Origin of the sequence: Geobacillus sp. G4 (genome assembly GCF_040327975.1) — a bacterium.
GTDB lineage: Bacteria > Bacillota > Bacilli > Bacillales > Anoxybacillaceae > Geobacillus > Geobacillus thermoleovorans.
The window spans coordinates 33,986-59,843 of record NZ_JBEPJY010000008.1; the positions used below are offsets into that span (position 1 = coordinate 33,986).

Annotated in this window: 23 protein-coding genes; 1 reads left to right on the forward strand and 22 read right to left on the reverse strand. The window is 55.0% G+C overall.

Features of this window, described 5'->3' with window-relative positions; translation table 11 throughout:
- Positions 1-54: 54 nt before the first annotated feature.
- The 12 genes from prmC to ABS784_RS11200 form a co-directional block, all read right to left on the reverse strand.
- Positions 55-936, reverse strand: coding sequence for a peptide chain release factor N(5)-glutamine methyltransferase (gene prmC / locus ABS784_RS11145; RefSeq protein WP_352512514.1), 882 nt, complete (start codon positions 934-936; stop codon positions 55-57).
- Positions 926-2,002 (reverse strand): peptide chain release factor 1, encoded by a 1,077-nt coding sequence (gene prfA, locus ABS784_RS11150; RefSeq protein WP_011232845.1) that lies wholly within the window; start codon positions 2,000-2,002, stop codon positions 926-928. The genes prmC and prfA overlap by 11 nt, the downstream gene beginning before the upstream one ends.
- 95 nt (positions 2,003-2,097) lie before the next feature.
- On the reverse strand, positions 2,098-2,538 hold the full coding sequence (locus ABS784_RS11155; RefSeq protein ID WP_011232846.1) for a hypothetical protein: 441 nt from the start codon (positions 2,536-2,538) through the stop codon (positions 2,098-2,100).
- Positions 2,539-2,673: 135 nt separating this feature from the next.
- Positions 2,674-2,856 (reverse strand): hypothetical protein, encoded by a 183-nt coding sequence (locus tag ABS784_RS11160; RefSeq protein ID WP_014196961.1) that lies wholly within the window; start codon positions 2,854-2,856, stop codon positions 2,674-2,676.
- Positions 2,857-2,873: 17 nt separating this feature from the next.
- On the reverse strand, positions 2,874-3,497 hold the full coding sequence (locus ABS784_RS11165; RefSeq protein ID WP_011232847.1) for a thymidine kinase: 624 nt from the start codon (positions 3,495-3,497) through the stop codon (positions 2,874-2,876).
- A gap of 163 nt (positions 3,498-3,660) precedes the next feature.
- Positions 3,661-3,861, reverse strand: coding sequence for a 50S ribosomal protein L31 (gene rpmE / locus ABS784_RS11170; protein WP_352512517.1), 201 nt, complete (start codon positions 3,859-3,861; stop codon positions 3,661-3,663).
- A gap of 257 nt (positions 3,862-4,118) precedes the next feature.
- Complete coding sequence (gene rho, locus ABS784_RS11175) at positions 4,119-5,393, reverse strand: transcription termination factor Rho (RefSeq protein WP_011232849.1); 1,275 nt, start codon at positions 5,391-5,393, stop codon at positions 4,119-4,121.
- Between the two features lie 252 nt (positions 5,394-5,645).
- On the reverse strand, positions 5,646-6,608 hold the full coding sequence (glpX, locus tag ABS784_RS11180; RefSeq protein ID WP_011232850.1) for a class II fructose-bisphosphatase: 963 nt from the start codon (positions 6,606-6,608) through the stop codon (positions 5,646-5,648).
- Between the two features lie 34 nt (positions 6,609-6,642).
- Positions 6,643-7,929, reverse strand: coding sequence for a UDP-N-acetylglucosamine 1-carboxyvinyltransferase (locus tag ABS784_RS11185; protein WP_023633292.1), 1,287 nt, complete (start codon positions 7,927-7,929; stop codon positions 6,643-6,645).
- A 132-nt stretch (positions 7,930-8,061) separates the two neighbouring features.
- The gene (gene fsa, locus ABS784_RS11190; RefSeq protein WP_011232852.1) at positions 8,062-8,703 is read right to left on the reverse strand and encodes a fructose-6-phosphate aldolase; all 642 of its coding nucleotides are present in this window, start codon (positions 8,701-8,703) and stop codon (positions 8,062-8,064) included.
- A 75-nt stretch (positions 8,704-8,778) separates the two neighbouring features.
- The gene (locus tag ABS784_RS11195; protein ID WP_011232853.1) at positions 8,779-9,642 is read right to left on the reverse strand and encodes a class II fructose-bisphosphate aldolase; all 864 of its coding nucleotides are present in this window, start codon (positions 9,640-9,642) and stop codon (positions 8,779-8,781) included.
- Positions 9,643-9,850: 208 nt separating this feature from the next.
- Positions 9,851-10,213, reverse strand: a complete 363-nt coding sequence (locus tag ABS784_RS11200) for a response regulator (RefSeq protein WP_013146624.1) — start codon at positions 10,211-10,213, stop codon at positions 9,851-9,853.
- 123 nt (positions 10,214-10,336) lie between these two features.
- On the opposite strand from ABS784_RS11200, the gene ABS784_RS11205 reads away from it, so the two are divergent.
- Positions 10,337-10,858 carry a DUF2529 domain-containing protein gene (locus ABS784_RS11205; RefSeq protein ID WP_011232855.1) on the forward strand — a complete coding sequence of 174 codons (522 nt, stop codon included), beginning with the start codon at positions 10,337-10,339 and terminating at the stop codon, positions 10,856-10,858.
- Positions 10,859-11,039: 181 nt separating this feature from the next.
- Here the strand turns inward: ABS784_RS11205 and ABS784_RS11210 are convergent, their stop codons facing one another.
- From ABS784_RS11210 to ABS784_RS11255, 10 genes are all read right to left on the reverse strand, one after another.
- Positions 11,040-12,635, reverse strand: a complete 1,596-nt coding sequence (locus tag ABS784_RS11210) for a CTP synthase (protein WP_011232856.1) — start codon at positions 12,633-12,635, stop codon at positions 11,040-11,042.
- Positions 12,636-12,795: 160 nt separating this feature from the next.
- Positions 12,796-13,353 (reverse strand): DNA-directed RNA polymerase subunit delta, encoded by a 558-nt coding sequence (gene rpoE, locus ABS784_RS11215; protein WP_011232857.1) that lies wholly within the window; start codon positions 13,351-13,353, stop codon positions 12,796-12,798.
- A gap of 388 nt (positions 13,354-13,741) precedes the next feature.
- Positions 13,742-17,002 carry a fused isobutyryl-CoA mutase/GTPase IcmF gene (gene icmF, locus ABS784_RS11220; protein WP_352512522.1) on the reverse strand — a complete coding sequence of 1,087 codons (3,261 nt, stop codon included), beginning with the start codon at positions 17,000-17,002 and terminating at the stop codon, positions 13,742-13,744.
- 17 nt (positions 17,003-17,019) lie between these two features.
- Positions 17,020-17,652, reverse strand: coding sequence for a TetR/AcrR family transcriptional regulator (locus tag ABS784_RS11225; protein WP_352512524.1), 633 nt, complete (start codon positions 17,650-17,652; stop codon positions 17,020-17,022).
- Between the two features lie 246 nt (positions 17,653-17,898).
- Positions 17,899-19,041, reverse strand: coding sequence for an acyl-CoA dehydrogenase (locus ABS784_RS11230; protein WP_011232860.1), 1,143 nt, complete (start codon positions 19,039-19,041; stop codon positions 17,899-17,901).
- A 524-nt stretch (positions 19,042-19,565) separates the two neighbouring features.
- Positions 19,566-20,699, reverse strand: a complete 1,134-nt coding sequence (locus ABS784_RS11235; protein ID WP_352512526.1) for an acyl-CoA dehydrogenase — start codon at positions 20,697-20,699, stop codon at positions 19,566-19,568.
- A 233-nt stretch (positions 20,700-20,932) separates the two neighbouring features.
- Positions 20,933-21,784, reverse strand: coding sequence for a 3-hydroxybutyryl-CoA dehydrogenase (locus tag ABS784_RS11240; RefSeq protein ID WP_011232862.1), 852 nt, complete (start codon positions 21,782-21,784; stop codon positions 20,933-20,935).
- 12 nt (positions 21,785-21,796) lie between these two features.
- Positions 21,797-21,988 (reverse strand): hypothetical protein, encoded by a 192-nt coding sequence (locus ABS784_RS11245; protein ID WP_081601545.1) that lies wholly within the window; start codon positions 21,986-21,988, stop codon positions 21,797-21,799.
- Between the two features lie 118 nt (positions 21,989-22,106).
- Positions 22,107-23,285, reverse strand: a complete 1,179-nt coding sequence (locus tag ABS784_RS11250; protein ID WP_015376074.1) for an acetyl-CoA C-acetyltransferase — start codon at positions 23,283-23,285, stop codon at positions 22,107-22,109.
- A 156-nt stretch (positions 23,286-23,441) separates the two neighbouring features.
- Positions 23,442-25,538, reverse strand: a complete 2,097-nt coding sequence (locus tag ABS784_RS11255) for a heterodisulfide reductase-related iron-sulfur binding cluster (RefSeq protein WP_014196973.1) — start codon at positions 25,536-25,538, stop codon at positions 23,442-23,444.
- Positions 25,539-25,858: the final 320 nt, after the last annotated feature.

Consider the following 25,858-nt stretch of genomic DNA (forward strand, 5'->3'; position numbering starts at 1 on the left):
CCGTCCTTTCACCTTTCATTGTGGACGGCGCCGCTCGTTTTTAAACCTATCAATCTAACACTTTTTCCCGTTTTTCGGCCGCGTCATGTACACCATCCGGTCTTTGCCGTTGAGGTCAAAATCGACTTCCACTTCGGCTTCTGGAAACGCTGCGGCCAAGAGCGCCGCCACTGCTTCCCCTTGCCCGGCGCCGACTTCAAAAGCGGCAAGCGCCGGCGCGCCGAGCACAAGCGGCAGCTCGCGGGCGAAGCGGCGGTAAAAATCGAGCCCATCGCGGCCGCCAAAGAGCGCCGTGTGCGGCTCATAGTTTTTGACGACCGGGGAAAGCATAGCGGCGTCCGTCTCTGGAATGTACGGCGGATTGGAAACGACGACATCGACCGTCCACCCCATGGCCATGATCGGCTGCAGCAAATCGCCGCACAAAAATGAAACGTTCGCCCCGAGCCGCCGGGCGTTTTCACGGGCGACCGCGAGCGCCGCTTCGGAAATATCGGTTGCGGTCACCGACAACGCTTTGTTCTCCAGCGCCAATGTCACGGCGATCGCCCCGCTGCCAGTGCCGACGTCAACGACATCGATCCGCTTCCGACCAGCAAATAGACGCGGCACCCGCTTTAGGACGCCAAGCACCAGTTCTTCCGTTTCCGGGCGCGGGATTAACACATGGCGATTGACAAGAAACAACCGGCCGTAAAACGATTCATAGCCGATCAAATATTGAATCGGCACATGGTCCACCGCATGGCGGCGCACATCGGCCGCAAATCGTTCATATACCGCTTCGTCGACCGGCTCGCGCCAACGGGCGAACAGCCCGACCCGATCGGTGCGCAAATGGTGGCACAATAGCCACTCCGCCGCCCGCTCCTCTTTTCCGTGGGCGCGCAAAAAAGAAGAAGCCCAGGCGAGGACTTCATGTACGTTACGACGCATCGTTCGCTTGCTCCAATTTTTTCGCTTGGTCGTCCAAAATGAGCGCCTCGATGATTTCATCCAAATGCCCATCGAGCACTTGATCGAGCTTTTGGATCGTCAGTCCGATGCGGTGGTCGGTGACGCGGTTTTGCGGGAAGTTGTACGTGCGAATGCGTTCAGAACGATCGCCGGTGCCGACAGCTTGCTTGCGCGTTTGGTCGTATTCAGCGCGCGCTTCTTGCTGGTATTTGTCGTAAATGCGGGCGCGCAATACTTTCATCGCTTTTTCTTTGTTTTTGATTTGCGATTTTTCGTCTTGGCACGTGACGACAATGCCGGTCGGAATATGGGTGAGGCGCACGGCCGACATCGTCGTGTTGACGCTTTGCCCACCCGGTCCGCTTGAGGCGAACGTGTCGACGCGAATGTCTTTTTCATTGATTTCGACTTCGATTTCTTCCATCTCCGGCAGGCAGGCGACCGTCGCCGTCGACGTATGGATGCGCCCGCCTGACTCCGTTTCCGGGACGCGCTGGACGCGGTGCGCGCCGTTTTCAAACTTCAGCTTTGAATACGCCCCTTTGCCGTTGATCATAAAAATGATTTCTTTATAGCCGCCGAGGCCGGTCGGGCTCGCTTCGATCACTTCCGTCTTCCACCCTTGCGATTCCGCATAGCGCGTATACATCCGGTACAAGTCGCCGGCAAACAGCGCCGCCTCTTCGCCGCCGGCGGCCGCGCGGATTTCCATAATGACGTTTTTCTCATCGTTCGGATCTTTCGGCAAAAGCAACACTTTCAGCTTTTCAACGAGCGCCTCTTCCCGTTCTTCCAGCTCGCCGATTTCCTCTTTCACCATCTCGCGCAGCTCCGGCTCCAGCTTTTCTTCGAGCATCGCTTTCGCTTCGGCCAGCTGCTCGCGAACCGATTTGTATTCGCGGTACGTTTGCACCGTTTCTTCCAAATCCGCCTGCTCTTTCGAATAATCGCGCAGCTTTTTCGGATCGTTGATGACGTCGGGGTCCATCAACAGTTCATTGAGCTTTTCATACCGTTGCTCCACAGCTTCCAACCGATCAAACACATCATTCACCTCTGTTTTTCCCACACAGTCTAATTTTAGATTATAGCATGAAATGAAGCCAAACAAAAACCCCCGCTTTTGGCAAGCGGGAGCTCTCAGTTGACGCGCACGATGATCTCGTATGTCGGGATCGCTTTTGTCAGCAACTTGTCAATGCGTTGCGCCTCGCGCTGCCGCTCCTCGTCAGACAGCTCTTCCGGTGCATCAACGGTCACATACATATTGCCGCCGTGAAACCAGATGGAGTCGGCGTGGTAATCGGTGTACCGCTCGATGAGTTGTGCTGCCTTGCGCGTATCGGCGCGCTGGTTTTCGCTTCCTTCGGTCAAGCTGATAAAATTCGGGTTTTGCCGCACGTTTTCCGGATCGTCGAAGTTGTTGTACAAGTCTCTGTCAGCGTCGATCTTCGGCCGCCCGTCCGTCATCAGCCGCGCGCCGTTTTTGTCCTCGCTTTGCTGGCGGTAGGACGGATGATCCGGAGCGAGCGAACAGGCCGAAAGCAGGAAGATCATTCCTAACAGCCAGATGCGTCTCATCCTTTTTCGCCTCCTTAGCTGTTAGGATGTCCATGATCGCCCGTCAATGATACACGGCAAGCCATAAATCTTTCTGCCATCATTCGTCTATTTTGCGGCGAACGAACAAAAGGGGCAGCCTAGTCAAGCGAACGATCAATGATGAACGAGCCGCATGCCAAACGCTTTTTCCTCCCATAGCGAATGGACGCACGAGACGGGCGAGAATGATGGCGCCGCTTCCGCCCTTCTCGGTCGGCGAAACATACGAATATGCACCGTTTCCATCAACGATGGCTGCGCTTCGCCACTTGGCCGATGAAAGCGGCCAAACAACATCAGTGACCGCCTCACCATCACTCACCCGTATGTCCAGCAAGCGGGTGGTTGTATCGCTTTTTCGGTTTGCCAGGCACTTCATGGTGATGGCGGCAGCGAGGCTCGTACGCCTCGCTGGCGCCGACGAGAATCACCGGATCGTCATAAGAGGCGGGCGCACCGTTAATGAGCCGCTGCGTCCGGCTGGCCGGGGAACCGCATACCGTGCAAACCGCCTGCAGCTTCGTCACCGACTCAGCGATCGCCATCAGCGCCGGCACGGGGCCAAACGGTTCGCCGCGAAAATCTTGGTCGAGCCCCGCGGCGATGACGCGGTAGCCGCAATCAGCGAGCGTTTGCACCACATCGATGATGTCGTCGGAAAAAAACTGTATTTCATCGATGGCGACGACGTCGGTGGCGGCGGAAATGTAGCGGAACATTTCCGCCGGCGTCGCGACCGGAATGGCGATCACCGAATTGCCGTTGTGCGACACGACTGCGTCTTCGCTATAACGATTGTCGATCGTCGGTTTGAACACTTTCACTTCCTGCTTGGCAAACTGAGCGCGGCGGACGCGGCGAATCAATTCTTCTGATTTGCCGGAAAACATGCATCCACAAATGAGCTCAAGCCAGCCGGACTGCGTCATCACGTACATCGGGGCCTCTCCTTTCACACAACACTGTCCTCAAACCATCGGCCGCTCCTTGCCGTCTGCCATCGCAACGATCAGCGGGATCAGCTTGATAAGCAACCGGCCTTCCATCTGCTCTCACGAAAAAGCAGGCAAGTTTCGCTTGCCTGCTTTCGTCACGTCCTTGTTACTTAAGGCCGTATTTTTTATTGAATTTATCCACGCGGCCCGCTGCCGTAACAAATTTTTGTTTGCCCGTGAAGAACGGATGGCATTCCGAGCAAATCTCCACGCGCAGCTCGTCTTTGACCGAACCGCTTTCGAATTGGTTGCCGCATGCGCAACGGACGATGACTTTTTTGTACTCTGGATGGATGCCTTGTTTCATCGTTTTCATCTCCTTCCGCCCTGTATCTTATCGAAACAGAGTGATTCGTAGCATGGAACGCTTCATGCTTATGCGCGCCCGCCCGTTTGGCAAGGCGCGGCGCATGGAACGGCCGAGGCTCCGATAAAGCGAACCCAGCCGGTGCAAATCACGGATCGCACAAACCAAAAGGCGATAGCCAAAACACACATGTTAAGATTATAACAGCTTTTCTGTCAGTTTGCAACGGGCGATTCGCGGCAAATTCCGCCAACTGCCTACAGACGGGGCGGGCCGCCCTGTTTCCACTCCTGATCGAGCAAGGCGAAAAACTCTTCGTTTGACTTCGTCCGGCGCAATTTGTTCAAAAACCGCTCGATAAAGTCGGGCGAATCGGCCATCGTTTTGCGGATCGCCCACAGCTTTTCCAAATGTTCTTTCGGGATGAGCAGCTCCTCTTTGCGTGTTCCCGAGCGGCGAATGTCAATCGCCGGAAAAATGCGGCGCTCGGCGAGCGAGCGGTCAAGATGGAGCTCCATGTTACCGGTGCCTTTAAATTCCTCGTAAATGACGTCATCCATGCGCGACCCGGTGTCAATGAGGGCGGTCGCCAAAATCGTCAAGCTGCCGCCTTCTTCGATGTTGCGCGCCGCGCCGAAAAACCGCTTCGGGCGATGAAACGCCGCTGGGTCGATCCCTCCTGAGAGCGTGCGTCCGCTCGGCGGAATGACCAAGTTGTACGCCCGGGCGAGGCGGGTGATGCTGTCCATTAAAATGACGACGTCACGCTTATGCTCAACTAATCGCATCGCCCGTTCTAAGACAAGCTCGGCCACTTTAATATGGTTTTCCGGCACCTCATCAAACGTCGAGCTGACGACATCGCCTTGCACCGACCGCTCGATGTCGGTCACTTCTTCCGGCCGTTCGTCAATGAGCAAGACGATCAACTCGACATCCGGGTGGTTTGTGGTGATGCTGTTGGCAATTTCCTTCAGCAGCATCGTCTTGCCAGCTTTCGGCGGCGCGACGATCAACCCGCGCTGGCCAAAGCCGACGGGAGCGATCAAGTCGATGATGCGGGTCGACAGCTTGTCCGGCGTTGTCTCCAGCTTCATTTGCCGATTCGGGTAAAGCGGCGTCAACGCTGGAAAGTGAACGCGCTCCTTGGCGACTTCCGGGTCTTCGCCGTTGACCGCTTCGACATGAAGCAAGCCGAAGTAGCGTTCATTTTCTTTCGGCGGCCGCACTTTGCCGGATACTTTATCCCCGTTGCGCAAATCAAAACGGCGGATTTGGGAAGCGGAAATGTAAATGTCTTCCGAGCTCGGGGAATAGTTGATCGGGCGCAAAAAGCCGAATCCTTCCGACGGAATGATTTCGAGGATGCCTTCCATGAAAAAGAGGCCGTCTTGTTCGGCACGCGCTTTCAAAATCGCAAAAATAAGCTCCTTTTTCGTCAACTTGCTGTAGTATGAAATTTTGTATTGCTTGGCGAGCTCATACAGCTCCTTCAATTTCATGTTTTCTAGTGCTGCTAACGTTAATTCCATCTTGACACCACACTTTGCAAATTTTCCTATTCTCCCATCGTTCGTGTTCGGACGTATTGGTCATCAATTCGACAGGCGAAGGGATTCATTTCGAAGATGATGAAGGCTGAAATGAAATAAAGAAGTAGAATGGCAGAGCTTATTTTTGCATAAGCAACACGACTATTTTACCCTTTTTTCTTCTTTTTAATCAATATTTTTTTGTTTTTCCGAGCCAGGCGCGGCTCCGGCGCCCGGCCGGATGGTAGGATATCATTTGATGACTAAGTTCGGTTTTTTCTTCAAACTGTGCCGCCCTTCGATGAAGCGGACCGTGCCGGACTTGGCCCGCATGACGACGGAGTGGGTGAGGCCGTACGCCCCTTTCAGCCGCACGCCGCGCAACAGCTCGCCGTCGGTGACGCCGGTGGCGGCAAAAATCGCGTCGTCTCCTTTCACCAAATCGTCCATGCGCAGCACTTTGTTGACGTCAATGCCCATTTGTTTGCACCGCTCGACTTCATCGTCGTTTTGCGGCAGCAACTTCCCTTGCAGTTCGCCGCCAAGGCATTTCAACGCGACCGCCGCGAGCACTCCTTCCGGCGCGCCGCCCGAGCCGAACAAAATGTCAACGCCGGTATGGTCAAACGCCGTGTTAATGGCGGCGGCGACATCGCCGTCATTGATGAGCTTAATGCGGGCGCCGGCTTCACGCAGCTCATGAATGAGACGCTCATGGCGCGGACGGTTGAGAACAACCGCGACGACGTCTTCAATATCTTTGTTTTTCGCCTTCGCCACCGCCTTTAAATTGTCGATGATCGGCGCCTCAATGTCAATCATCCCGACCGCTTCCGGCCCGACGGCGATTTTCTCCATGTACATGTCCGGCGCGTGAAGCAGATGACCGTGGTCAGCGACAGCGACGACAGCCAAGGCGTTCCATCCCCCGGAAGCGACGATGTTCGTCCCTTCAAGCGGGTCGACAGCGACATCGACGCGTGGGCCATAGCCGTTGCCGAGCTTTTCCCCGATATACAGCATCGGCGCTTCGTCCATTTCCCCTTCGCCGATGACGACGGTGCCTTTCATCGGCACGGTGTCAAACACGTCGCGCATCGCCGACGTCGCGGCGTCATCAGCCTCATTCTTTTTCCCGCGCCCCATCCAGCGGGCGGCGGCAAGCGCCGCCGCTTCGGTGACGCGCACGAGTTCCATCGATAAGCTTCGTTCCATCGTCGTTCTCCCCTTCCCCTTTGTCGACTGGACGTTACGCGTTTTTCACTTGCTCGATTTCTTCATCGGTCATTTTTTCGCGCCAAATGGTGGCGCCGATGTCAGACAGTTTTTCGACGAGGTTGCTGTAGCCGCGGTCGATATGCTCGACGCCGGTGATCTCCGTCACTCCTTCAGCCATCAGCCCGGCAATGACAAGCGCCGCCCCGGCGCGCAAATCGCTCGCCTTCACTTTCGCCCCTTGCAGTTTGACGGGGCCGGTGACGATGGCTGAGCGGCCTTCGACTTTTACATTGGCGTTCATGCGCCGCAATTCATCGACATGCTTGAAGCGGGCGCTGTAAATCGTGTCGGTGACGACGCTTGTGCCGTTGGCTTTTGTCAGCAGCGCGGTAAACGGCTGCTGCAGATCAGTTGGGAAGCCCGGATAGACGAGCGTCTTGACGTCAACCGCTTTCAAAACGTCGGTGCCGCAGACGAGAATTTGATCTTCCCCCGTCTCCACGCGCACCCCCATTTCGCGCAATTTGGCCGTCAGCGATTCAACGTGCTGCGGGATGACGTTGTCGACGACGACTTCGCCATTGGTGGCCGCGGCGGCGATCATGTACGTCCCGGCTTCGATCCGATCCGGGATGATGGCATGGCGGCAGCCCGATAATTTTTCGACGCCGTCAATGCGGATCACATCGGTGCCGGCTCCTTTGATTTTCGCGCCCATGTTGGAGAGCAGCGTCGCCACATCAATGATTTCCGGCTCTTTCGCCGCATTTTCGATAATCGTCCGCCCTTTGGCGCGCACCGCCGCCAGCATGATGTTGATCGTCGCGCCGACGCTGACGACGTCCAAAAAAATGCGGGCTCCGCGCAGTTCCTCCGCGCGCAAGTAAATGGCGCCCTGCTCGTTCGTTACGGTGGCTCCCAGCGCCTCAAACCCTTTGATATGCTGGTCAATCGGGCGCGGACCGAGATGACATCCGCCCGGCAAGCCGACAACCGCTCTTTTGAAGCGGCCAAGCATCGCCCCCATCAAATAGTAGGAGGCGCGCAGCTTTTTCACCTTCCCATTTGGAAGCGGCATGGACACCATATTCGTTGGGTCGATGACCGCCTCTTTGCCGTCAAACGAAAACGAGCCGCCGATTTCTTCGATCAAGCTTCCTAAAATGTGCACGTCGGAAATGTCCGGCAACCCCTCGATCGTCACCGGCGAATCGGCCAAAATCGTTGCAGGAATCAAAGCGACCGCGCTGTTTTTCGCACCGCTCACTTTGATCGTTCCCCGCAGCCGATCTCCGCCGATAATTTTCATTTTATCCATCGTCGTCTCCCTTCTTTGCTCGGAAGTTGGCTTCACCCCTGGGACGAAAAAGCAAAGCCGGGCGGGCTCATCACGTCCGGCCTGAACGCGGCAGAGCGAGCCCGCTTCACCCAAGAGGCAAACGGCTTACTTTCATTTTTGCCGATTCCAGTCGGCGAGAAACTTCTCAATTCCTTGATCGGTCAGCGGATGGTTGAACAATTGCATAAGCACCTTGTACGGAACCGTGGCAATATGCGCCCCGCGCAACGCCGCTTCTGTCACATGGTGCGGATGGCGGATCGAAGCGGCGATGATTTCCGTTTCAATGCCATGAATGTTGAAAATCTCAGCGATGGTGGAAATGAGCTCTAAACCGTTATGGCCGATGTCATCGAGGCGGCCGAGGAACGGAGAGACGTACGTCGCGCCGGCGCGTGCGGCCAAGAGCGCCTGGTTGGCGGTGAACACAAGCGTCACATTCGTTTGAATCCCTTTTTCGCTGAACGCCTTGACTGCTTTTAAGCCTTCCGGCGTCATCGGCACTTTGATCGTAATGTTCGGGGCGATTTTCGCCAGCTCTTCGCCTTCCGCGATCATGCCAGCGGCGTCGGTCGAAATGACTTCAGCGCTCACCGAACCAGAAACGATCGATGTAATTTCGCGCAACCGATCATGGAACGATACGTTCTCCTTCGCCACGAGGCTTGGGTTGGTCGTGACGCCGGCCAAAATGCCGAGTTCATGGGCGTGTTTGATTTCTTCCAAGTTGGCAGTGTCGATAAAAAATTTCATGCTGAACCCTCCTTGTTATTCGTTGCACATGCAAAGGCAGCCGCGCGGCGGCCAAACGCCGCCCGCGAAGCCGATTCATCGCGCTGCTTTTCCGGACGAGCCAAACTCGCGCATTTTGCCGATGACCGTCGCTTTGATGGCGTCGCGGCCCGGGCCGATGATTTTGCGCGGATCATAGACGTTCGGGTCTTTCGCGAGCAGTTCGCGGACGACTTTGGTAAACGCCATTTGGTTTTCGGTATTGACGTTGATTTTCGATGTGCCAAGGGAGATCGCGCGTTGAATTTGTTCGGTCGGAATGCCGGTGCCGCCGTGGAGCACAAGCGGAACGCCGGTTAAATCGCGGATTTGCTCCATTTCGGCAAATCCGAGCTTCGGCTCTCCTTTGTACGGGCCGTGCACAGAACCGAGCGCCGGGGCGAGACAGTCGACGCCTGTCCGTTTGACAAGCTCTTCGCACTCTTTCGGGTCGGCGTAAATGATCCCTTCTCCGACGACGTCGTCTTCCTGCCCGCCGACGATGCCGAGCTCCGCTTCGACCGAAACGCCGCGCGCATGAGCATATTCAACGACTTGCGAGGTGATGCGGACGTTTTCTTCAAATGGATGGTGGGAGGCGTCAATCATAACCGAGGTGAACCCGGCGTCAATCGCCGCTTTGCATTTTTCAAAGCTCGATCCATGGTCGAGATGGATGGCGACCGGAACGGTGATGTTCATGTCTTCCATTAACCCTTTGACCATATTGACGACCGTTTTGAATCCGCTCATATAGCGGGCCGCCCCTTCGGAGACGCCGAGAATGACCGGCGATTTTTCCTCTTCGGCCGCCGCTAAAATGGCTTGTGTCCATTCCAAGTTGTTAATGTTAAATTGACCGACCGCGTATTTGCCGCGCAGCGCCTCGTTGAGCATCTCTTTCATCGATACTAACGGCATGGTTCCATCCTCCTTAGCTGATCGTCGTCTTTGTCGCCCTGGCGGTGACTGGGTCCACAGGCGCAAAATCCATCTACGTTATAAGCATACCAACTTGCCGGCAAAACGGCAACATTTCCACCCTTTATTCTCCTAAAGACGACAGCGTCATCAATGTCCACCGATGCGCTTTCTTTGCCAAAGGAAAGCCGCTCGTCGATGGCGCTGTCTAGGCGGTAATGTATTTTTTGACGGCAACGCGCAAATCGTCAATATCAAACGGCTTGGCAAAATGCATCAGCGCCCCGAGCTCTTTCGTTTCTTGAATCATATCGAGCTCCCCGTAGGCGGTCATGATGATCACCTTAATATCCGGATCAATCTCTTTCAACCGTTTTAAAATTTCAATGCCGTCCATGCCAGGAATTTTCATATCAAGAAGCACAAGATCGGGGTGATGTTTGCGGGCGATTTCGAGCGCCTGCATGCCGTTGGCGGCCTGATACGTTACATACCCCTCCCGCTGAAACACTTCGTTGAGCAAAATGCGGATGCCATACTGGTCGTCGACAATCAAAATTTTGTTTCCCACAGTTATGCACCTCTATTCCCTGTTTTCTCCCTATTAATGTTTCGCATTTGGCAAACCCATTTCCTGCTTGCTTTTCTTGTTGTTTGCCGATTTTGTATAATAGCGGCGAAGGGAGGCCGAACCGTGAAAATTTTAACGACGCAAACGATCGGATTGTTGCAAAAAATCGCCGCGGATGAAGAGCTGGCGCTCGAAGACGGGGCGCGTCTGCTCGCTCAGGCCGCCATCGGTGATGGACGCATTTGGCTGTATGGCATAGGTGAACTCGATGCGGTCGTCACCGCCGCGCTTCTTGGCCCCGATCCGCTGCCGAAAGCCAAACGGCTTGAGCCGACAGCAACCGATGACTGGCAGGAAACGGACCGAGCGCTTCTATTTGCCCGCTTTTCCGCCGATCCTGAGGCCATTCGCCTCGTCGAACAGCTGCAGGCGCACGGCGTTGATGCAGTGGCCGTCGCGGCGCTCGTCAAGGATGAACCCGGACTGGCCGATATGGCCACCGTCTTTATCGACAGCAAACTTTCCCGCCCGCTCGTGCCGACCGAAGACGGCCGCCGCATCGGCATGCCGACGATCATCACCGCTTCATTCATCTACTACGGACTGCGCGTTTTGCTCGATGAAATTTTGGCGGAATATGAATAACAGCCGCCATGAAAGCGAGCGCTCTCCGACCGGCCAAAGGCAAAGAGGTATAGAAACCGCCCAAAAAACGGCGCCTGATCAATGGGCATCGTGCTTGACAAGATGAAAAATATCCAAAAAAGAAAGGGGGCTGAACCCAAAAGGCCGTTCTACGGCTTTTTTTGGGACAGCCCCTTTTTCGTCACTCTTTCAGCGACGCTCTGACAAACTCGCGGAACAGCGGCTGCGGCCGCGTCGGGCGCGAGGTGAATTCCGGATGGAATTGCGCGGCGACGAACCACGGATGATCCTTGAGTTCGATCACTTCAACCAACCGTCCGTCCGGACTCGTGCCGGAAAAGACGAAGCCGTGCTCTTCCATGATCGGCCGGTATTGGTTGTTGAATTCGTACCGATGGCGATGGCGCTCGTAAATGACTTCATCGCCGTAGGCGGCGTAGGCAAGCGTCCCTTCCTGCAGCTTGCACGGATACAAGCCGAGGCGGAGCGTGCCGCCTAAATCTTCGACATCCTTCTGCTCCGGAAGCAAGTCGATGATCGGATGCGGCGTGTTCGGGTCAAACTCGGACGAATGGGCGCCGGACAACCCGACAACATGGCGAGCAAATTCAATCGAGGCGAGCTGCATTCCTAAGCAAATGCCCAAAAACGGCACGCGCTGCTCGCGGGCGTAGCGGATCGCCTCAATCTTCCCTTCGACCCCGCGGTCGCCGAACCCGCCCGGAACCAAAATGCCGTCCGCATCTTTCAACAGGTCGGCTACATTGTCACGCGTCACATGCTCAGCATTGATCCACTGAATATCAATGTCGGTGTCAAACGCATACCCCGCATGACGGAGCGCCTCAACAACAGAAATATAGGCGTCCGGAAGCTCGACGTATTTGCCAACCAAAGCGATTTTCGTCGTTTTCGATAAGTTGCGCACTTTCTCGACGAGCGCCTTCCATTCGGTCATATCCGCTTCGCGGCAGTTGAGGCGCAAATGTTCGCACACGATTTGGTCCAGTTTTTGTTCTTGAAGCATAAGCGGGACCGCATACAGCGTGTCGGCATCGCGCGCCTCGATGACCGCTTTCGGATCGATGTCGCAAAAGAGGGCGATTTTCTCTTTCATTTCCTGCGGCATCGGCATTTCCGTGCGCACGACGATGACGTTCGGCTGAATGCCGAGGCTGCGCAATTCTTTCACGCTGTGCTGCGTCGGCTTCGTTTTCATTTCCCCAGCCGCCTTGATGTACGGCACGAGCGTGCAGTGGATGTACATGACGTTTTCGCGTCCAACATCGCTTTTGATTTGGCGGATCGCTTCTAAAAACGGAAGCGATTCAATATCGCCGACCGTGCCGCCGATCTCCGTAATGACGACATCGGCGTTCGTCTCTCTTCCGGCCCGGAAGACGCGCTCTTTAATTTCGTTGGTAATGTGCGGAATGACTTGCACCGTGCCGCCTAGGTAATCGCCGCGGCGCTCTTTGCGGATGACGGCGGAATAAATTTTTCCTGTCGTCACGTTGCTGTATTTGTTTAAATTAATATCGATGAACCGTTCATAATGCCCTAAATCCAAATCCGTCTCTGCACCGTCGTCAGTGACGAACACCTCGCCGTGCTGATACGGGCTCATCGTCCCTGGGTCGACGTTAATGTACGGGTCAAACTTTTGGATCGTCACGTTCAACCCGCGGTTTTTCAACAAACGTCCAAGCGAAGCCGCCGTAATCCCTTTCCCGAGTGAGGAAACAACGCCGCCCGTCACAAAAATGTATTTCGTCATTTTGTCTTCCCCCTTGCCGAAATTGCGGTAACAGTTTCAGTGTTTGCGAAAGGCGCAAATAAAAAACGCTCCGCTTACCGTACGTAAGGGAGCGATCGATTTGTTCGTTTTCAAGAGCCCAACACACATTGTACCGGGTTCCCCTGGCAAAGTCAAGCGGTTATTCGTCTTCGTCCGGCTCTTCGAGATCAAGCTCTTCATCAAGCGGCGCATCGTCCAGCTCAAACTCTTCATCGCCGAGAATGTCATCGTCAAACGCGACGTCTTCGTCCAGATCGAATTCTTCATCTTCCAAGAGCTCGTCTTCATCAAGCTCGAGCTCTTCCCCATCATATTCATCCAAATCGTCGTAATCGAGATCTTCATCTTCAAGCAACTCATCGTATTCATCGTATTCATCGTCAAGCGCTTTTTTCTTCTTCTTCGGCTTGACGATCGTCACCGTTTCGTCTTCTGTCTGGTCAAACGGATACCATGCGCGCAATCCCCAGACGTTTTCCCCAACGCAAATAAACCGGCCGTCGATGTTTAAATCGGTGTAATATTGGGCCAGCCGCGCCTCCATCTCTTCTTCCGATATGCCGGCCAGCGCTGCTGCTTCACGAACGAGTTGATCAAACGGCAGCGCCTCCCGCTTGTCAAGCAAAATGAGGTTCGCCAGCTCGACGAACGACATCTCCTGCAATTCCTCCGGCGAGTATTGCTGCTGCAGGCTCAAGTTCAGCACTCCCCTTCTATATTAATGAAACAAATGAATGCAAGTGGAATACATACCATTCATTATAAACAAATTGTCGGGGTTTATGCTACCCATTTGCCGAAAAAAGCAAAGGAGGGCAGCCCTGCGGCGAGGGCGGCCCTCCTTCCGATTCCGACATATCCGTTGTCACAATCACCTTTGTTCACACCGCTCCACTTTTTCCTTACGAAGCCCATTCGTCTTGCTCTTTTGGCCCAATCCGCGTTCCGTTCGTTTCACCTCCGGCGGGCCAGTACGCCAACAGCCGCTGCCCATCATTCTACCGATCTGCTAAAGTTCAACGGGCCGTTGTCCATTGTGATCAAGGGCGCCCATCGAAAGCAGAAAACAACGAAACTCCCTCGAATTACATATTCCGCCGGTATTGTCCGCCGACTTCGTACAAGGCGCGGGTGATTTGTCCAAGGCTGGCGACTTTCACCGTTTCCATCAATTCTTCGAAAATGTTGCCGCCGCTTGTCGCCACTTGCTTCAGCCGTTCGAGCGCCGGGCCGGCTTTGTCTTTGTTCCGCTCTTGGAATTCGCGCAAGTTGCGGATTTGCGTCTCTTTTTCTTCGTACGTCGCCCGGGCGAGCTGGATGTTGTTCAGTTCGTCCTCTGACGGCGGATTCGGGTTCAAGAACGTGTTGACGCCGATGATCGGCAGTTCGCCGGTATGTTTTTTCGTTTCATAGTAAAGTGATTCGTCTTGAATTTTGCCGCGCTGGTATTGCATCTCCATTGCCCCGAGCACGCCGCCGCGGTCGTTGAGCCGTTCAAACTCTTGCAACACCGCTTCTTCAACCAAATCGGTCAGCTCTTCAATGATGAACGACCCTTGGAGCGGGTTTTCGTTTTTGGTCAGGCCAAACTCTTTCGTGATAATGAGTTGGATCGCCATCGCCCGACGGACCGACTCTTCGGTCGGTGTCGTGATCGCTTCGTCATAGGCATTCGTATGCAGCGAGTTGCAGTTGTCATAAATCGCCAGAAGCGCCTGCAGCGTCGTGCGGATGTCGTTGAAATCGATCTCCTGCGCGTGCAATGAACGGCCGGACGTTTGGATATGGTATTTCAGTTTCTGGCTCCGTTCGTTGGCGCCGTATTTTTCGCGCATGACGATCGCCCAAATGCGACGGGCGACGCGGCCGATGACCGAATACTCCGGATCGAGGCCGTTGCTGAAGAAAAACGACAAGTTCGGCGCAAAATCGTCAATGTGCATGCCGCGACTCAAGTAATACTCGACATACGTAAAGCCGTTCGCAAGCGTAAACGCCAGCTGCGTGATCGGGTTCGCCCCCGCCTCGGCGATATGGTAGCCGGAGATCGACACCGAGTAGTAGTTGCGGACGCGGTGCTTGATGAAATACTCTTGAATGTCGCCCATCATTTTTAAGGCGAAATCGGTCGAGAAAATGCACGTGTTTTGCCCTTGGTCTTCCTTCAAAATATCGGCTTGAACCGTGCCGCGCACCGTTTGCAGCGTCCATTCCTTCACTTGTTCGTACTCTTCCAGCGTGAGCGGGCGGCCAAGCTCGGCTTCCTTTTTCTCGACTTGCTGGTCAATCGCCGTATTCATAAACATCGCCAGCAAAATCGGAGCCGGACCGTTGATCGTCATCGACACGGATGTGAGCGGGTCGCACAAGTCAAACCCTTTGTACAGCTTTTTCATATCATCAAGTGTACAGACGCTGACACCGCTTTCCCCGACTTTGCCGAAAATGTCCGGCCGGTAGTCCGGGTCTTCGCCATAGAGCGTCACGGAGTCGAACGCGGTGCTGAGCCGCTTCGCCTTGTCTTCTTTGCACAAGTAATGGAAGCGGCGGTTCGTGCGCTCCGGCGTCCCTTCGCCGGCAAACTGCCGTTTCGGGTCTTCGCCTTGGCGCTTGAACGGAAAGACGCCGGCCGTATACGGGAACGAGCCAGGGACATTTTCTTTATACACCCAGCGCAAAATCTCTCCGTAGTCTTTGAATTTCGGCAAGACGACTTTCGGAATGTCCAAACCGGACAACGTTTTCGTCGTCAGTTCGGTGACAATTTCTTTGTCTCGCACTTTCGTGACAAATTGTTTTGCCGCATATTTCGCTTTCGTTTCTTCCCATGTCGCCAAAATGCGCTTCGATTCCGGCGTCAATTTCGCCTCATAATCCGCTTTGAGCGTCTCGAGCGCGCGGATCACGTCTTCCGCTTCGCCCCGTTCCTTCGCCGCTTCGATGGCCCCTTCAATTTGGAACAGGCGTCTTGCCACTTCGACTTGCTGCTCGGCGCGGCGGTGGTACGAGCGGACCGTTTCCGCGATTTCACGCAAATAGTAGCGGCGCTCGTTCGGGATGATGACATTATGCTTTTCGACATTGGCGACCGTTTTTAAGCTTGTTTTCCAATTCGTTCCTGCTTTTTTATTGATCGTATCCACAAGCGCGACAAAGAGCGTATTCGTGCCTGGGTCGTTAAACTGGCTGGCGATCGTGCCGTACACCGGCATTTCCGAAACATCGCGGTCAAACAGCTGGTGGCTGCGCTGATATTGTTTTTGCACTTGCCGTTTTGCGTCTTCTGACCCTTTGCGCTCGAATTTATTAATGACAATCAAATCGGCATAATCGATCATGTCGATTTTCTCAAGCTGCGTCGGCGCGCCGAACTCGCTTGTCATGACGTACATCGACACGTCGCACACTTCGGTAATGGCGGCGTCGCCTTGGCCGATCCCGCTCGTTTCAATGATGACAAGATCAAATCCGGCCGCTTTGACAACCGAAATGGCGTCGCGAATCGCCGGCGACAGTTCCGTGCGGGAATGGCGCGTCGCCAAGCTTCTCATGTAAACGCGCGGCGAGTTGATCGAGTTCATCCGGATGCGGTCGCCCAACAGCGCCCCGCCCGTTTTTTGCTTCGTCGGGTCGACTGACAAGATCGCGATTTTGATATCAGGAATTTCGTTTAAAAAGCGGCGGACGAGCTCATCGGTGAGCGAGCTTTTCCCAGCTCCGCCTGTGCCGGTGATGCCGAGCACCGGCACGCGCTTCTCGAGCGCCTTCACTTGTTCAATGGCGGCTTCCGCCGCCGCGGCCGCCTCTCTGTTTTCCCCCTCGGCGCGATATTCGCACAGCGTGATGAGCCGGGCGATCGCCTGCACATCGCCGGACGGAAGCCGCTCCAGTTCATCGGTCACCACCGTCACGGTCGGAAAATCGCACTCTTCAAGCATGACGTTGATCATCCCTTGCAAGCCGAGGCGTCGGCCGTCTTCCGGCGAGAAAATGCGGGCGATGCCATATTCGTGCAGCTCTTTGATTTCCCGCGGGATGATGACGCCGCCCCCGCCGCCGTAAATGCGGATATGGGACGCCCCCCGCTCTTGGAGCAGGTCGTACATATATTTAAAAAATTCCATATGCCCGCCTTGATACGAGGAGACGGCAATGCCTTGCACATCTTCCTGAATGGCGGCATTGACGATTTCCTCCACCGATCGGTTATGGCCTAAATGGATGACCTCGGCGCCGCTCGCCTGCAAAATGCGGCGCATAATGTTGATTGAGGCGTCATGGCCGTCAAACAAGCTCGATGCAGTCACAAAGCGGACGTGATGCTTCGGACGGTAAATGTGCGCCATCGTTTCTTCTCCCCCTTTTAGACTCGCTGTTTCTCCATAATCCCCTTTAATAAAAACTCGGTTTGCAGTTCGATATATTCATCGAGTGTATACATTTTCCGCAGCACCCAACGGCGGAACGCCCACATTTGCCCAAGAACGACGATGTTGTGGGCGAACAGGCGGATTTCGCTTTCAGAAAGCTGCAACGCCCCGCTCTCAACGCATGCGCGCAAAATATGTTCGAAAATCGCCGCCATATCGAGTTCTTTATTCAACACATACGGCAGCGATTCTTTGCTTAGCGCTTTCACTTCTTGATACATGACGAGCACTTCATCATCGAGTTCATCAACAACGCGGAAATAGTGGGCAATGGCGCGCCTTAACCCTTCGATCGTGCCATGGTGGGCACCGAGGTCTTGTTCCGTCCGCTCCCGCACTTCGTCGTAAATGCGGCCGCACACGAGATAGAGGACGTCTTCTTTCTTGCGGATGTACTCGTACAACGTGCCGATGCTGAAGCCGGACGCTTTGGCGATCTCCCTTGTCGTCGTTTGGTGGAAACCTTTTTGTTTAAACAAGGAAATCGCGCCTTTGATCATCTCATTGCGCCGTTTTTTCACGAGCTTTTCGTCTTTGACCGATGCAATCACTTCCCGTTTTTTCATGTTCGTTGTCTCTCCCCCATTCCCATTTGACGGCGGGGCGCCGCCCCGCCCCATGCCTATCCGTGCGCCCTTCCCCAAAGCGCCAAGCCGCCGTTCAGATCCAAAACCATTGAAATGACGCACAATGTTTCAATCGCGCGCCAACACGAATGAGTGGACGCGCAGTGTTTAATTGTGTGTCAACACGAATGAGTGGACGCGCAGTGTTTAATTGTGTGTCAACACGAATGAGTGGACACGCAATGTTTAATTGCGTGTCAACATGCGCGAAATGACAAGGCGTTGGATTTCTTGCGTTCCTTCGTAAATTTGCGTAATCTTCGCGTCGCGCATAAACCGCTCGACCGGGTAGTCCTTCGTGTAGCCGTTGCCGCCGAAAATTTGCACCGCCTCGACCGTCACTTTCATCGCCGTGTCGCCGGCAAACAGTTTCGCCATGGCGGATGCTTTGCCGTACGGCAAGCCATTCGACTCCAACCATGCCGCTTGATAGGTCAAGAGCCGCGCCGCTTCAATGGCCGTCGCCATGTCAGCGAGCTTGAAAGCGACCCCTTGCTGCTCGATGATCGGTTTGCCGAACTGGACGCGCTGTTTCGCATAGTCCACCGCCGCATCCAGCGCGCCCTGGGCAATGCCGACCGCTTGGGCGGCGATGCCGTTGCGGCCGCCATCGAGCGTCATCATGGCGATTTTAAACCCTTCTCCTTCTTGACCGAGCAAGTTTTCTTTCGGAATGCGGCAGTCTTCAAAAATGAGCTCCGTCGTCGGCGACGAACGAATGCCGAGTTTCTTTTCCTTTTTGCCGAACGAAAAGCCCGGCGTTCCTTTTTCCACGATAAAGGCGCTGATCCCTTTATGCCGCTTTTCCGGATCGGTGACGGCAAATACGACGTAAATTTCCGCTTCGCCGCCGTTGGTGATCCATACTTTCGAGCCGTTTAAAATGTAGTGGTCCCCGTCTTTTACCGCACGCGTTTTCATCGAGGCGACATCCGACCCCGCCCCCGGCTCGGACAGAGCGTATGCCCCCAGTTTTTCCCCAGTCGCTAAGGCGCGCAAATACTTTTGCTTTTGTTCTTCGTTGCCGAACTTGTAAATCGGCCAGCTGGCGAGCGATATATGCGCGGAAAGCGTCACCCCGGTCGAGGCGCAGACGCGCGACAGCTCCTCAACGGCAATGACATAGGCCAAATAATCGCTGCCAATGCCGCCGTATTCTTCCGGCCACGGAATGCCTGTTAAACCGAGTTCAGCCATTTTGTTGAAAATGCCGCGGTCAAACCGCTCTTCTTCGTCGCGCTCAGCGGCAGTCGGCGCTACCTCATTTTCGGCAAATTCGCGCACCATTTTTCGCAGCATTTCATGTTCTTCGCTCAATCGAAAGTTCATCGTTTCATTCCCCCGTTTTCCTATATATCCGAAATCCTCGTCCCCCGTGCCAGCGTGATCACCGTTTTCCAAAAACAGACAACGAATCGTTGTGCCGCGACGTTGCCATCCAGTTCGCCGCCCATTCCGGGTTTTCCAAAGACAGACAACGAATCGTTGTTGGGAAAAGAGAATAGGATCGCTCCGGCTGCACAACAAAACGCAGCAAATGACAGAGCCCCGTGTTTATGCCTCCATCCCTGAAAGCGGCGTTGTTCAGCCTTCCGAAGACCCGACGGTTTGCGGCTCATTCCACCATTTCATTCGGTTGCCAATCATGAGCTGACTGAACACAAGCTTTTCTGCCTCTTCCCTCGAACAAGAACGCCGACGGGCAAATGCCATTTGCCCGCAAAACGTTCATTGTTCGAGGAGGGCATGCTGTCGCATGCCCAGTCGGCAAGCGAACGGCTTGCCGACTACGGCAGAAAAGCTAGGAACAGAGCCTTCTCATCTGGTTTGGATTGGTTCATCAACATGCCTGGTTACAAATGTTTGCTGATGACGATGCGCTGAATTTCGCTCGTTCCTTCGTAAATTTGCGTAATTTTCGCGTCACGGAACAGCCGCTCGACCGGGTAGTCTTTCGTGTAGCCGTTGCCGCCGAAAATTTGCACCGCCTCGATGGCATTGTCCATCGCTGTTTGTGAAGCGAAGAGCTTCGCCATCGACGCCTCTTTTCCGCACGGCAGCCCTTGCGCGCGCAGCCAAGCGGCGCGATAGACGAGCCATTTCGCCGCTTCCGCCGCCGTCGCCATATCGGCAAGCTTGAAAGCGACGCCTTGCTGCTCAATGATCGGTTTGCCAAACTGCACCCGCTCTTTCGCGTAGGCGACGGCATGTTCGACTGCCGCCTCCGCGATGCCGAGCGCTTGGGCGGCGATGCCAATCCGACCGACGTCAAGGTTGGCCATCGCGATTTTAAATCCTGCCCCTTCCTGACCGAGCAAGTTTTCCGCCGGCACTTCGGCGTCTTCAAACGTAATGGTCACCGTCCGCGACCCGTGCAGCCCCATCTTCTTCTCATCTTTGCCAATCGACATCCCTGGCGTCCCTTTTTCCACAATGAACGCGGAAATGCCGCGGCTTCCGGCTTCTTCCGGATTCGTGCGGGCGAAGACGATGTACGTATCTGCCTCCCCGCCGTTGGTGATGAATATTTTTGAGCCGTTTAGCACATAACGATCTCCACGGCGCACCGCTTTCGTCTTCAAGCTTTTCGCATCCGAGCCGGCGCTCGGTTCAGTAAGGCAAAACGCCCCCAAGTACTCACCTCGGGCGAGCTTTGTCACGTATTTTTGTTTCTGTTCTTCGGTGCCGAAATACAAGATCGGATTCGTGCCGACCGACGTGTGCACTGATAAGATGACACCGACGGTCGGGCTCACTTTAGAAATTTCATGAATGGCGATGATGTACGAAACAAAGTCCATACCCGCGCCGCCATATTGCTCCGGGACAGTGATGCCCATTAGGCCGAGTTCGGCCATTTTCGCTAAAATCGGGCGCGGAAACTCCCCTTGTTCCATGCGCTCGACAAATGGGGCGATCTCCGCCGCGGCGAACTCGCGCACCATTTGCCGCATCATTTCCTGCTCTTCGGTGAAGCGAAATTCCATGAAATGGCCTCCTTCCGATGTCGCTGACACAATGGTGTTTTCAGGCGCTCCTCCGCTCCATGGGGCAGCCAGCAGGCAACTGAACGATTCTATAGATTTGCCTTATAGGCTGTAAAACAGCGTTCCCGCATGCACCTAACGTGCGGCGTTACGGTCGGCAGACAGCATAGCGGGCGCCGCCCCACGCACATTGCGGCACGCTTCGGCGTTGTCCTGGAGCGACGCCAAGCGGTTTATTCATACGTGTAAAATCCGCGGCCCGTCTTGCGGCCGAGCCATCCGGCTTTCACATATTTGCGCAAGAGCGGGCATGGGCGGTATTTGTCATCGCCGAACCCCTCATGAAGCGTTTCCATAATGTATAAGCACGTATCGAGCCCGATAAAATCAGCGAGCGTCAGCGGACCCATCGGATGGTTCATGCCGAGCTTCATCACTTCATCGATGGCTTCTTTGGTCGCCACCCCTTCGTACAAGGCGTAAATCGCTTCGTTGATCATCGGCATGAGAACGCGGTTCGAAATAAAGCCCGGAAAGTCGTTCACTTCGACCGGCACTTTGCCGAGCTTGCGGGCAACGGCTTCGATCGTTTCATACACGTCATCAGCCGTCGCCAATCCGCGGATAATTTCGACGAGCTTCATCACCGGCACCGGGTTCATAAAGTGCATGCCGATCACTTTCTCTGGCCGTTTCGTCGCGGCGGCAATTTCCGTAATCGGCAGCGACGACGTGTTCGACGCTAAAATCGTCTCCGGGCGGGCGAGCGCATCGAGCTCGGCGAACAGCTTTGTTTTCACGTCCATGTTTTCGACGACCGCTTCAATGACAAGATCCGCTTCAGCGGCGGCATGCAAGTCGGTCGAGCGGGCAAGCCGCGCGAGCGCTGCGTCTTTGTCCACCGCTGTCATTTTCCCTTTTTCCACTTGGCGGGCGAGCCCTTTTTCGATGTTGGCGATTCCTTTGTCCAACTGCGCTTCGCTAATGTCGTACAAAAACACTTGATAGCCAGCGACGGCGCACACTTGAGCGATTCCTGACCCCATCTGTCCGGCGCCGACGACCATGATTGTTTTCACATCCATCTTCTGTTCCCCCTATCGTCCGCTTTGCGTTTCCTTCTCCGCGCCTAAACTCATATGTCTCACTGCCGCCAGCAACCAACGGCAAACGGTCTTTGCATCGTCATCACAACAACCCCTGCTGTCAACCGTTGATGCCGCGGCTGTTGCGGCAATGAGCAACGTGCCGCACGCTGCGGCAGAGACAGCGACGGCATGCCGCACCATATGGCGCGATGCCTCATGACGCAACGCTTGGGGCAGACGGTCACACGCCGCATCCTATGCCTTGGCGCAACACTGGAAGGCGACGGCGGCATGCCGCTTGCCCGCCGCGCCCCGCTCGTTATACCTCGACCAAGATGGCGTCGCCTTGGCCGCCGCCGCTGCAGATGGCGGCGATGCCGAGGCCGCCGCCGCGGCGTTTCAGCTCATAAATGAGCGTGAGGATGATGCGTGCGCCGCTCGCGCCGATCGGGTGGCCGAGGGCGACAGCGCCGCCGTTGACGTTCACTTTTTCCGGGTCAAGGCCGGCGATTTGGATCGCAGCAAGAGCAACAGCGGCAAACGCTTCGTTTATTTCGAACAAGGCAATGTCGTCGACCGTTTTTCCCGTTTTGCGGAGCAGCTCGTTGATGACAAGTCCCGGCGTTTTTGGGAAATCTTTCGCCTCAACGGCGATGGCGGTGTGGGCGACAACAGTCGCGAGCGGCTCAAGCCCCTCGCGGGCGGCGCGCTCCTCGCTCATCAAGACGAGCGCCGCGGCGCCGTCGTTGACGCCCGGGGCGTTGCCGGCAGTGATCGTTCCTTCCGGGTCAAACACCGGCGGCAGTTTCGCCAACGCTTCAAGCGACGTGTCTTTGCGCGGCGCCTCGTCGTGTTCGACGACAAGCGGCTCTCCTTTGCGCTGCGGAATCGTCACCGGAACGATCTCTTCCGCGAGCCGACCGGCTTCGATGGCGGCAATGGCTCGCATATGGCTGCGGTACGCCCACTCATCCTGCGCCTCGCGTGTAATGCCAAGTTCACGCGCTGTATTCCCGCCATAAACGCCCATATGGACGCCGGTAAAACTGCATGTCAAGCCATCATACACCATTAAATCCTTCACCGTGCTGTCGCCCATTCGCAACCCCCAGCGCGCTTTCGGCAGCACGTACGGGGCGTTGCTCATCGATTCCATCCCGCCCGCGACAACGACATCGGCGTCGCCTAAGCGGATGAGCTGATCCGCGAGCGTCACGGCGCGCATGCCCGATGCGCATACTTTATTGACCGTCTCGGTGCGAACATGCCACGGAATGCCGGCATGGCGCATCGCCTGCCGCGATGGGAGCTGTCCTTGTCCGCCTTGCAAGACGGTGCCTAAAATGACATGATCGACTTGTTCCGCGCTCACATCCGCGCGGGCAAGCGCTTCTTTCACGGCAATGCCGCCGAGTTCTGACGCTGACAGCGCTTGCAAAGAACCGCCGAGTTTTCCGAACGGGGTGCGCGCCCCGCTGACAATCACTGTTTTTCCCATATTCCTCTCCCCTTTTCATCGGATAAGAAAGCGATTACAAAACACAGACTGAACGCTCGCTCGGTCGTGGTGCGAAAGAGAAGGTGTACGATCATACACCTTCTCTTTCATTATACTTATTATTTTAAAAAATAGAAATTGTCTTCGCAACTATTTTTACGACGCCGCTTCTTCTTTTTCTTCACCAAATACTGATTTTGCCAAAATCTCGGCGACATCGTACGTAAAGACGCGGTCTTCCACTTCCTTGGCCTTCGTGCCGTCTGACAACATGGTCAGACAGTACGGACAGCCGGAGCTGATGACCGTCGGATTGACAGCGAGCGCTTGCTCAGTGCGGGCGACGTTGATCCGGTTGCCGGTCGTCTCCTCCATCCACATGAGGCCGCCGCCGGCGCCGCAACACATGGCGCGTTCGCGGTTGCGCTCCATTTCGACAAGCTCGACGCCCGGGATAGCGCGCAAAATTTTCCGCGGCGCGTCATAGACGTCATTGTAGCGTCCTAAATAGCACGAGTCATGGAACGTAATGCGTTCATTCACTGGATGTTTCGGCACGAGCCGCCCTTCTTCGATGAGCTTGGCGAGCAGCTCGGTATGATGATACACTTCGGCCTCGAACCCAAAATCCGGGTATTCATTTTTGAACGTATTGTAAGCGTGCGGGTCGATCGTCACGATTTTCTTGACGCCCGCTTTTTCAAATTCCGCGATGTTGTTCGTCGCTAATTCTTGGAACAAAAACTCATTTCCTAACCGGCGCGGCGTATCGCCCGAGTTTTTCTCCTTGTTGCCTAAAATCGCAAACTTGACGCCCGCTTCGTTCAGCAGTTTGGCAAACGCAAGGGCGATTTTTTGGCTCCGGCTGTCATACGACCCCATCGAGCCGACCCAGAACAAGTACTCGATTTCCTCTCCCGCTTTCGCTGCCTCTTTGACGGTCGGCACATGCACATCATCGCGCAGCTCGCGCCAGTTCTCCCGCTCTTTTCGGTTCAAGCCCCACGGATTGCCTTGGCGTTCGATGTTCGTCATCGCCCGCTGCGCGTCCGGGTTCATCCGTCCTTCCGTCAGGACAAGATAGCGGCGCAAGTCGATGATTTTATCGACATGCTCATTCATGACCGGGCATTGGTCCTCACAGTTGCGGCACGTCGTACAGGCCCAAATCTCTTCTTCGGTGATGACATCGCCGATTAAGCTTGGCATTTCGATCGTCGCCGCCTGCTCCGACGCCGCGGCGAACGCGAGCTGATTGCCCCTTGTATGTTTGAAAGCGAACGCGGGCACCCACGGCGTGCGTGACGTGACGACCGCCCCTTTCTCCGTCAAATGGTCGCGCAATTTTAAAATCAAATCCATTGGCGACAACATTTTCCCCGTGCCGGTCGCCGGACACATGCTTGTGCAGCGGCCGCATTCGACACAGGCATACAAGTCGATCAATTGCTTTTGCGTGAAATCCTCAATTTTGCCGACGCCAAACGATTCTTGGCTTTCGTCTTCAAAATGGATCGGCGCAAGCTTCGGCCGCGTCAGCCGGCTGAAAAAGACGTTGATCGGCGCAGCGATCAAATGGGCGTGCTTTGATTGCGGCACGTACACGAGGAACGTGAGCAAAATCAACAGATGCACCCACCAGGCGATAAAGAAGAGCACCGCAGCCCCCGTTTCGCCGACCCAGGAAAACGCGGCAGCAATAAGCGAGGCGACCGGCTCGCTCCATGTCGCTTCTTCGCCGTGCCAAATGATGCTCATCCCGTTGCCGAACAACACCGACAGCATGAGCCCGGCGATGAAGATGAGGACAAGCCCAGCTTTCAAGTCGCGCTTTAAACGGACGAGCTTTTCAATGTAACGGCGGTAAAAGGCGGCGAGCACCGCGATCAAAATAAGCAAGGTAACGATTTCTTGGAAAAACGTAAATCCCGCATACAGCGGCCCAAGCGGCAAATGCGCCCCCGGCGCAAGCCCTTTGATGATGAAATCAATCGCGCCAAATTGGACGAGAATAAAGCCATAGAAAAAGACGACGTGGATCAGTCCGCTTTTTTTGTCCTTGAGCAGCTTTTTCTGGCCGAACACGTTGACCCAGATGTTTCGCAGCCGCTCTTTTACTTTGTGGTCAAACTCGAATTTTTTGCCGAGTTTGATGTACATCGCCCGCGTTTTTACGACATATGCAAACAAGTAAATTGCGTAAGCGGTTACAAGCAAAAACGCGAGCCAGTTCACCACCAACAAGGCATTCATCTTCTCTCCCCTTCCCCCGTTTTTCGAGCGAATGTGTTGCCATAACAAAAGAAATTTTCAGAATTCGCTTTATGTCTATTGTACAAATGAATGAGCATTCAGTCAATAGCCTTTTTTTCATCCCAGCCGCGAAAACTTTCCCTTTGCAACGGAGCGATCGCGGGGGAATCATCGATTTGTTCAGCCCTCTATAGACTCCCATGACGAAAAAAATTCATCAATATGGAAATTTTATTCATTTGGGGTTTGGGTATGTTCACGGTAGATGCAATTTGAAACGTTTTGCGCGTTCTCGGGCACATTAATAAATACCGAATCGA

What these genes read in the sequence shown, in the direction of transcription:
- prmC (WP_352512514.1), bottom strand. Translation starts at nt 936, where the DNA reads ATGCGTCGTAACGTACATGAAGTCCTCGCCTGGGCTTCTTCTTTTTTG.
- ABS784_RS11155 (WP_011232846.1), bottom strand. Translation starts at nt 2,538, where the DNA reads ATGAGACGCATCTGGCTGTTAGGAATGATCTTCCTGCTTTCGGCCTGT.
- ABS784_RS11160 (WP_014196961.1), bottom strand. Translation starts at nt 2,856, where the DNA reads ATGTTGTTTGGCCGCTTTCATCGGCCAAGTGGCGAAGCGCAGCCATCG.
- ABS784_RS11165 (WP_011232847.1), bottom strand. Translation starts at nt 3,497, where the DNA reads ATGTACGTGATGACGCAGTCCGGCTGGCTTGAGCTCATTTGTGGATGC.
- rpmE (WP_352512517.1), bottom strand. Translation starts at nt 3,861, where the DNA reads ATGAAACAAGGCATCCATCCAGAGTACAAAAAAGTCATCGTCCGTTGC.
- rho (WP_011232849.1), bottom strand. Translation starts at nt 5,393, where the DNA reads ATGGAATTAACGTTAGCAGCACTAGAAAACATGAAATTGAAGGAGCTG.
- glpX (WP_011232850.1), bottom strand. Translation starts at nt 6,608, where the DNA reads ATGGAACGAAGCTTATCGATGGAACTCGTGCGCGTCACCGAAGCGGCG.
- ABS784_RS11185 (WP_023633292.1), bottom strand. Translation starts at nt 7,929, where the DNA reads ATGGATAAAATGAAAATTATCGGCGGAGATCGGCTGCGGGGAACGATC.
- fsa (WP_011232852.1), bottom strand. Translation starts at nt 8,703, where the DNA reads ATGAAATTTTTTATCGACACTGCCAACTTGGAAGAAATCAAACACGCC.
- ABS784_RS11195 (WP_011232853.1), bottom strand. Translation starts at nt 9,642, where the DNA reads ATGCCGTTAGTATCGATGAAAGAGATGCTCAACGAGGCGCTGCGCGGC.
- ABS784_RS11210 (WP_011232856.1), bottom strand. Translation starts at nt 12,635, where the DNA reads ATGACGAAATACATTTTTGTGACGGGCGGCGTTGTTTCCTCACTCGGG.
- icmF (WP_352512522.1), bottom strand. Translation starts at nt 17,002, where the DNA reads ATGGCGCACATTTACCGTCCGAAGCATCACGTCCGCTTTGTGACTGCA.
- ABS784_RS11225 (WP_352512524.1), bottom strand. Translation starts at nt 17,652, where the DNA reads ATGAAAAAACGGGAAGTGATTGCATCGGTCAAAGACGAAAAGCTCGTG.
- ABS784_RS11230 (WP_011232860.1), bottom strand. Translation starts at nt 19,041, where the DNA reads ATGAACTTTCGATTGAGCGAAGAACATGAAATGCTGCGAAAAATGGTG.
- ABS784_RS11235 (WP_352512526.1), bottom strand. Translation starts at nt 20,699, where the DNA reads ATGGAATTTCGCTTCACCGAAGAGCAGGAAATGATGCGGCAAATGGTG.
- ABS784_RS11240 (WP_011232862.1), bottom strand. Translation starts at nt 21,784, where the DNA reads ATGGATGTGAAAACAATCATGGTCGTCGGCGCCGGACAGATGGGGTCA.
- ABS784_RS11245 (WP_081601545.1), bottom strand. Translation starts at nt 21,988, where the DNA reads ATGGTGCGGCATGCCGTCGCTGTCTCTGCCGCAGCGTGCGGCACGTTG.
- ABS784_RS11250 (WP_015376074.1), bottom strand. Translation starts at nt 23,285, where the DNA reads ATGGGAAAAACAGTGATTGTCAGCGGGGCGCGCACCCCGTTCGGAAAA.
- ABS784_RS11255 (WP_014196973.1), bottom strand. Translation starts at nt 25,538, where the DNA reads ATGAATGCCTTGTTGGTGGTGAACTGGCTCGCGTTTTTGCTTGTAACC.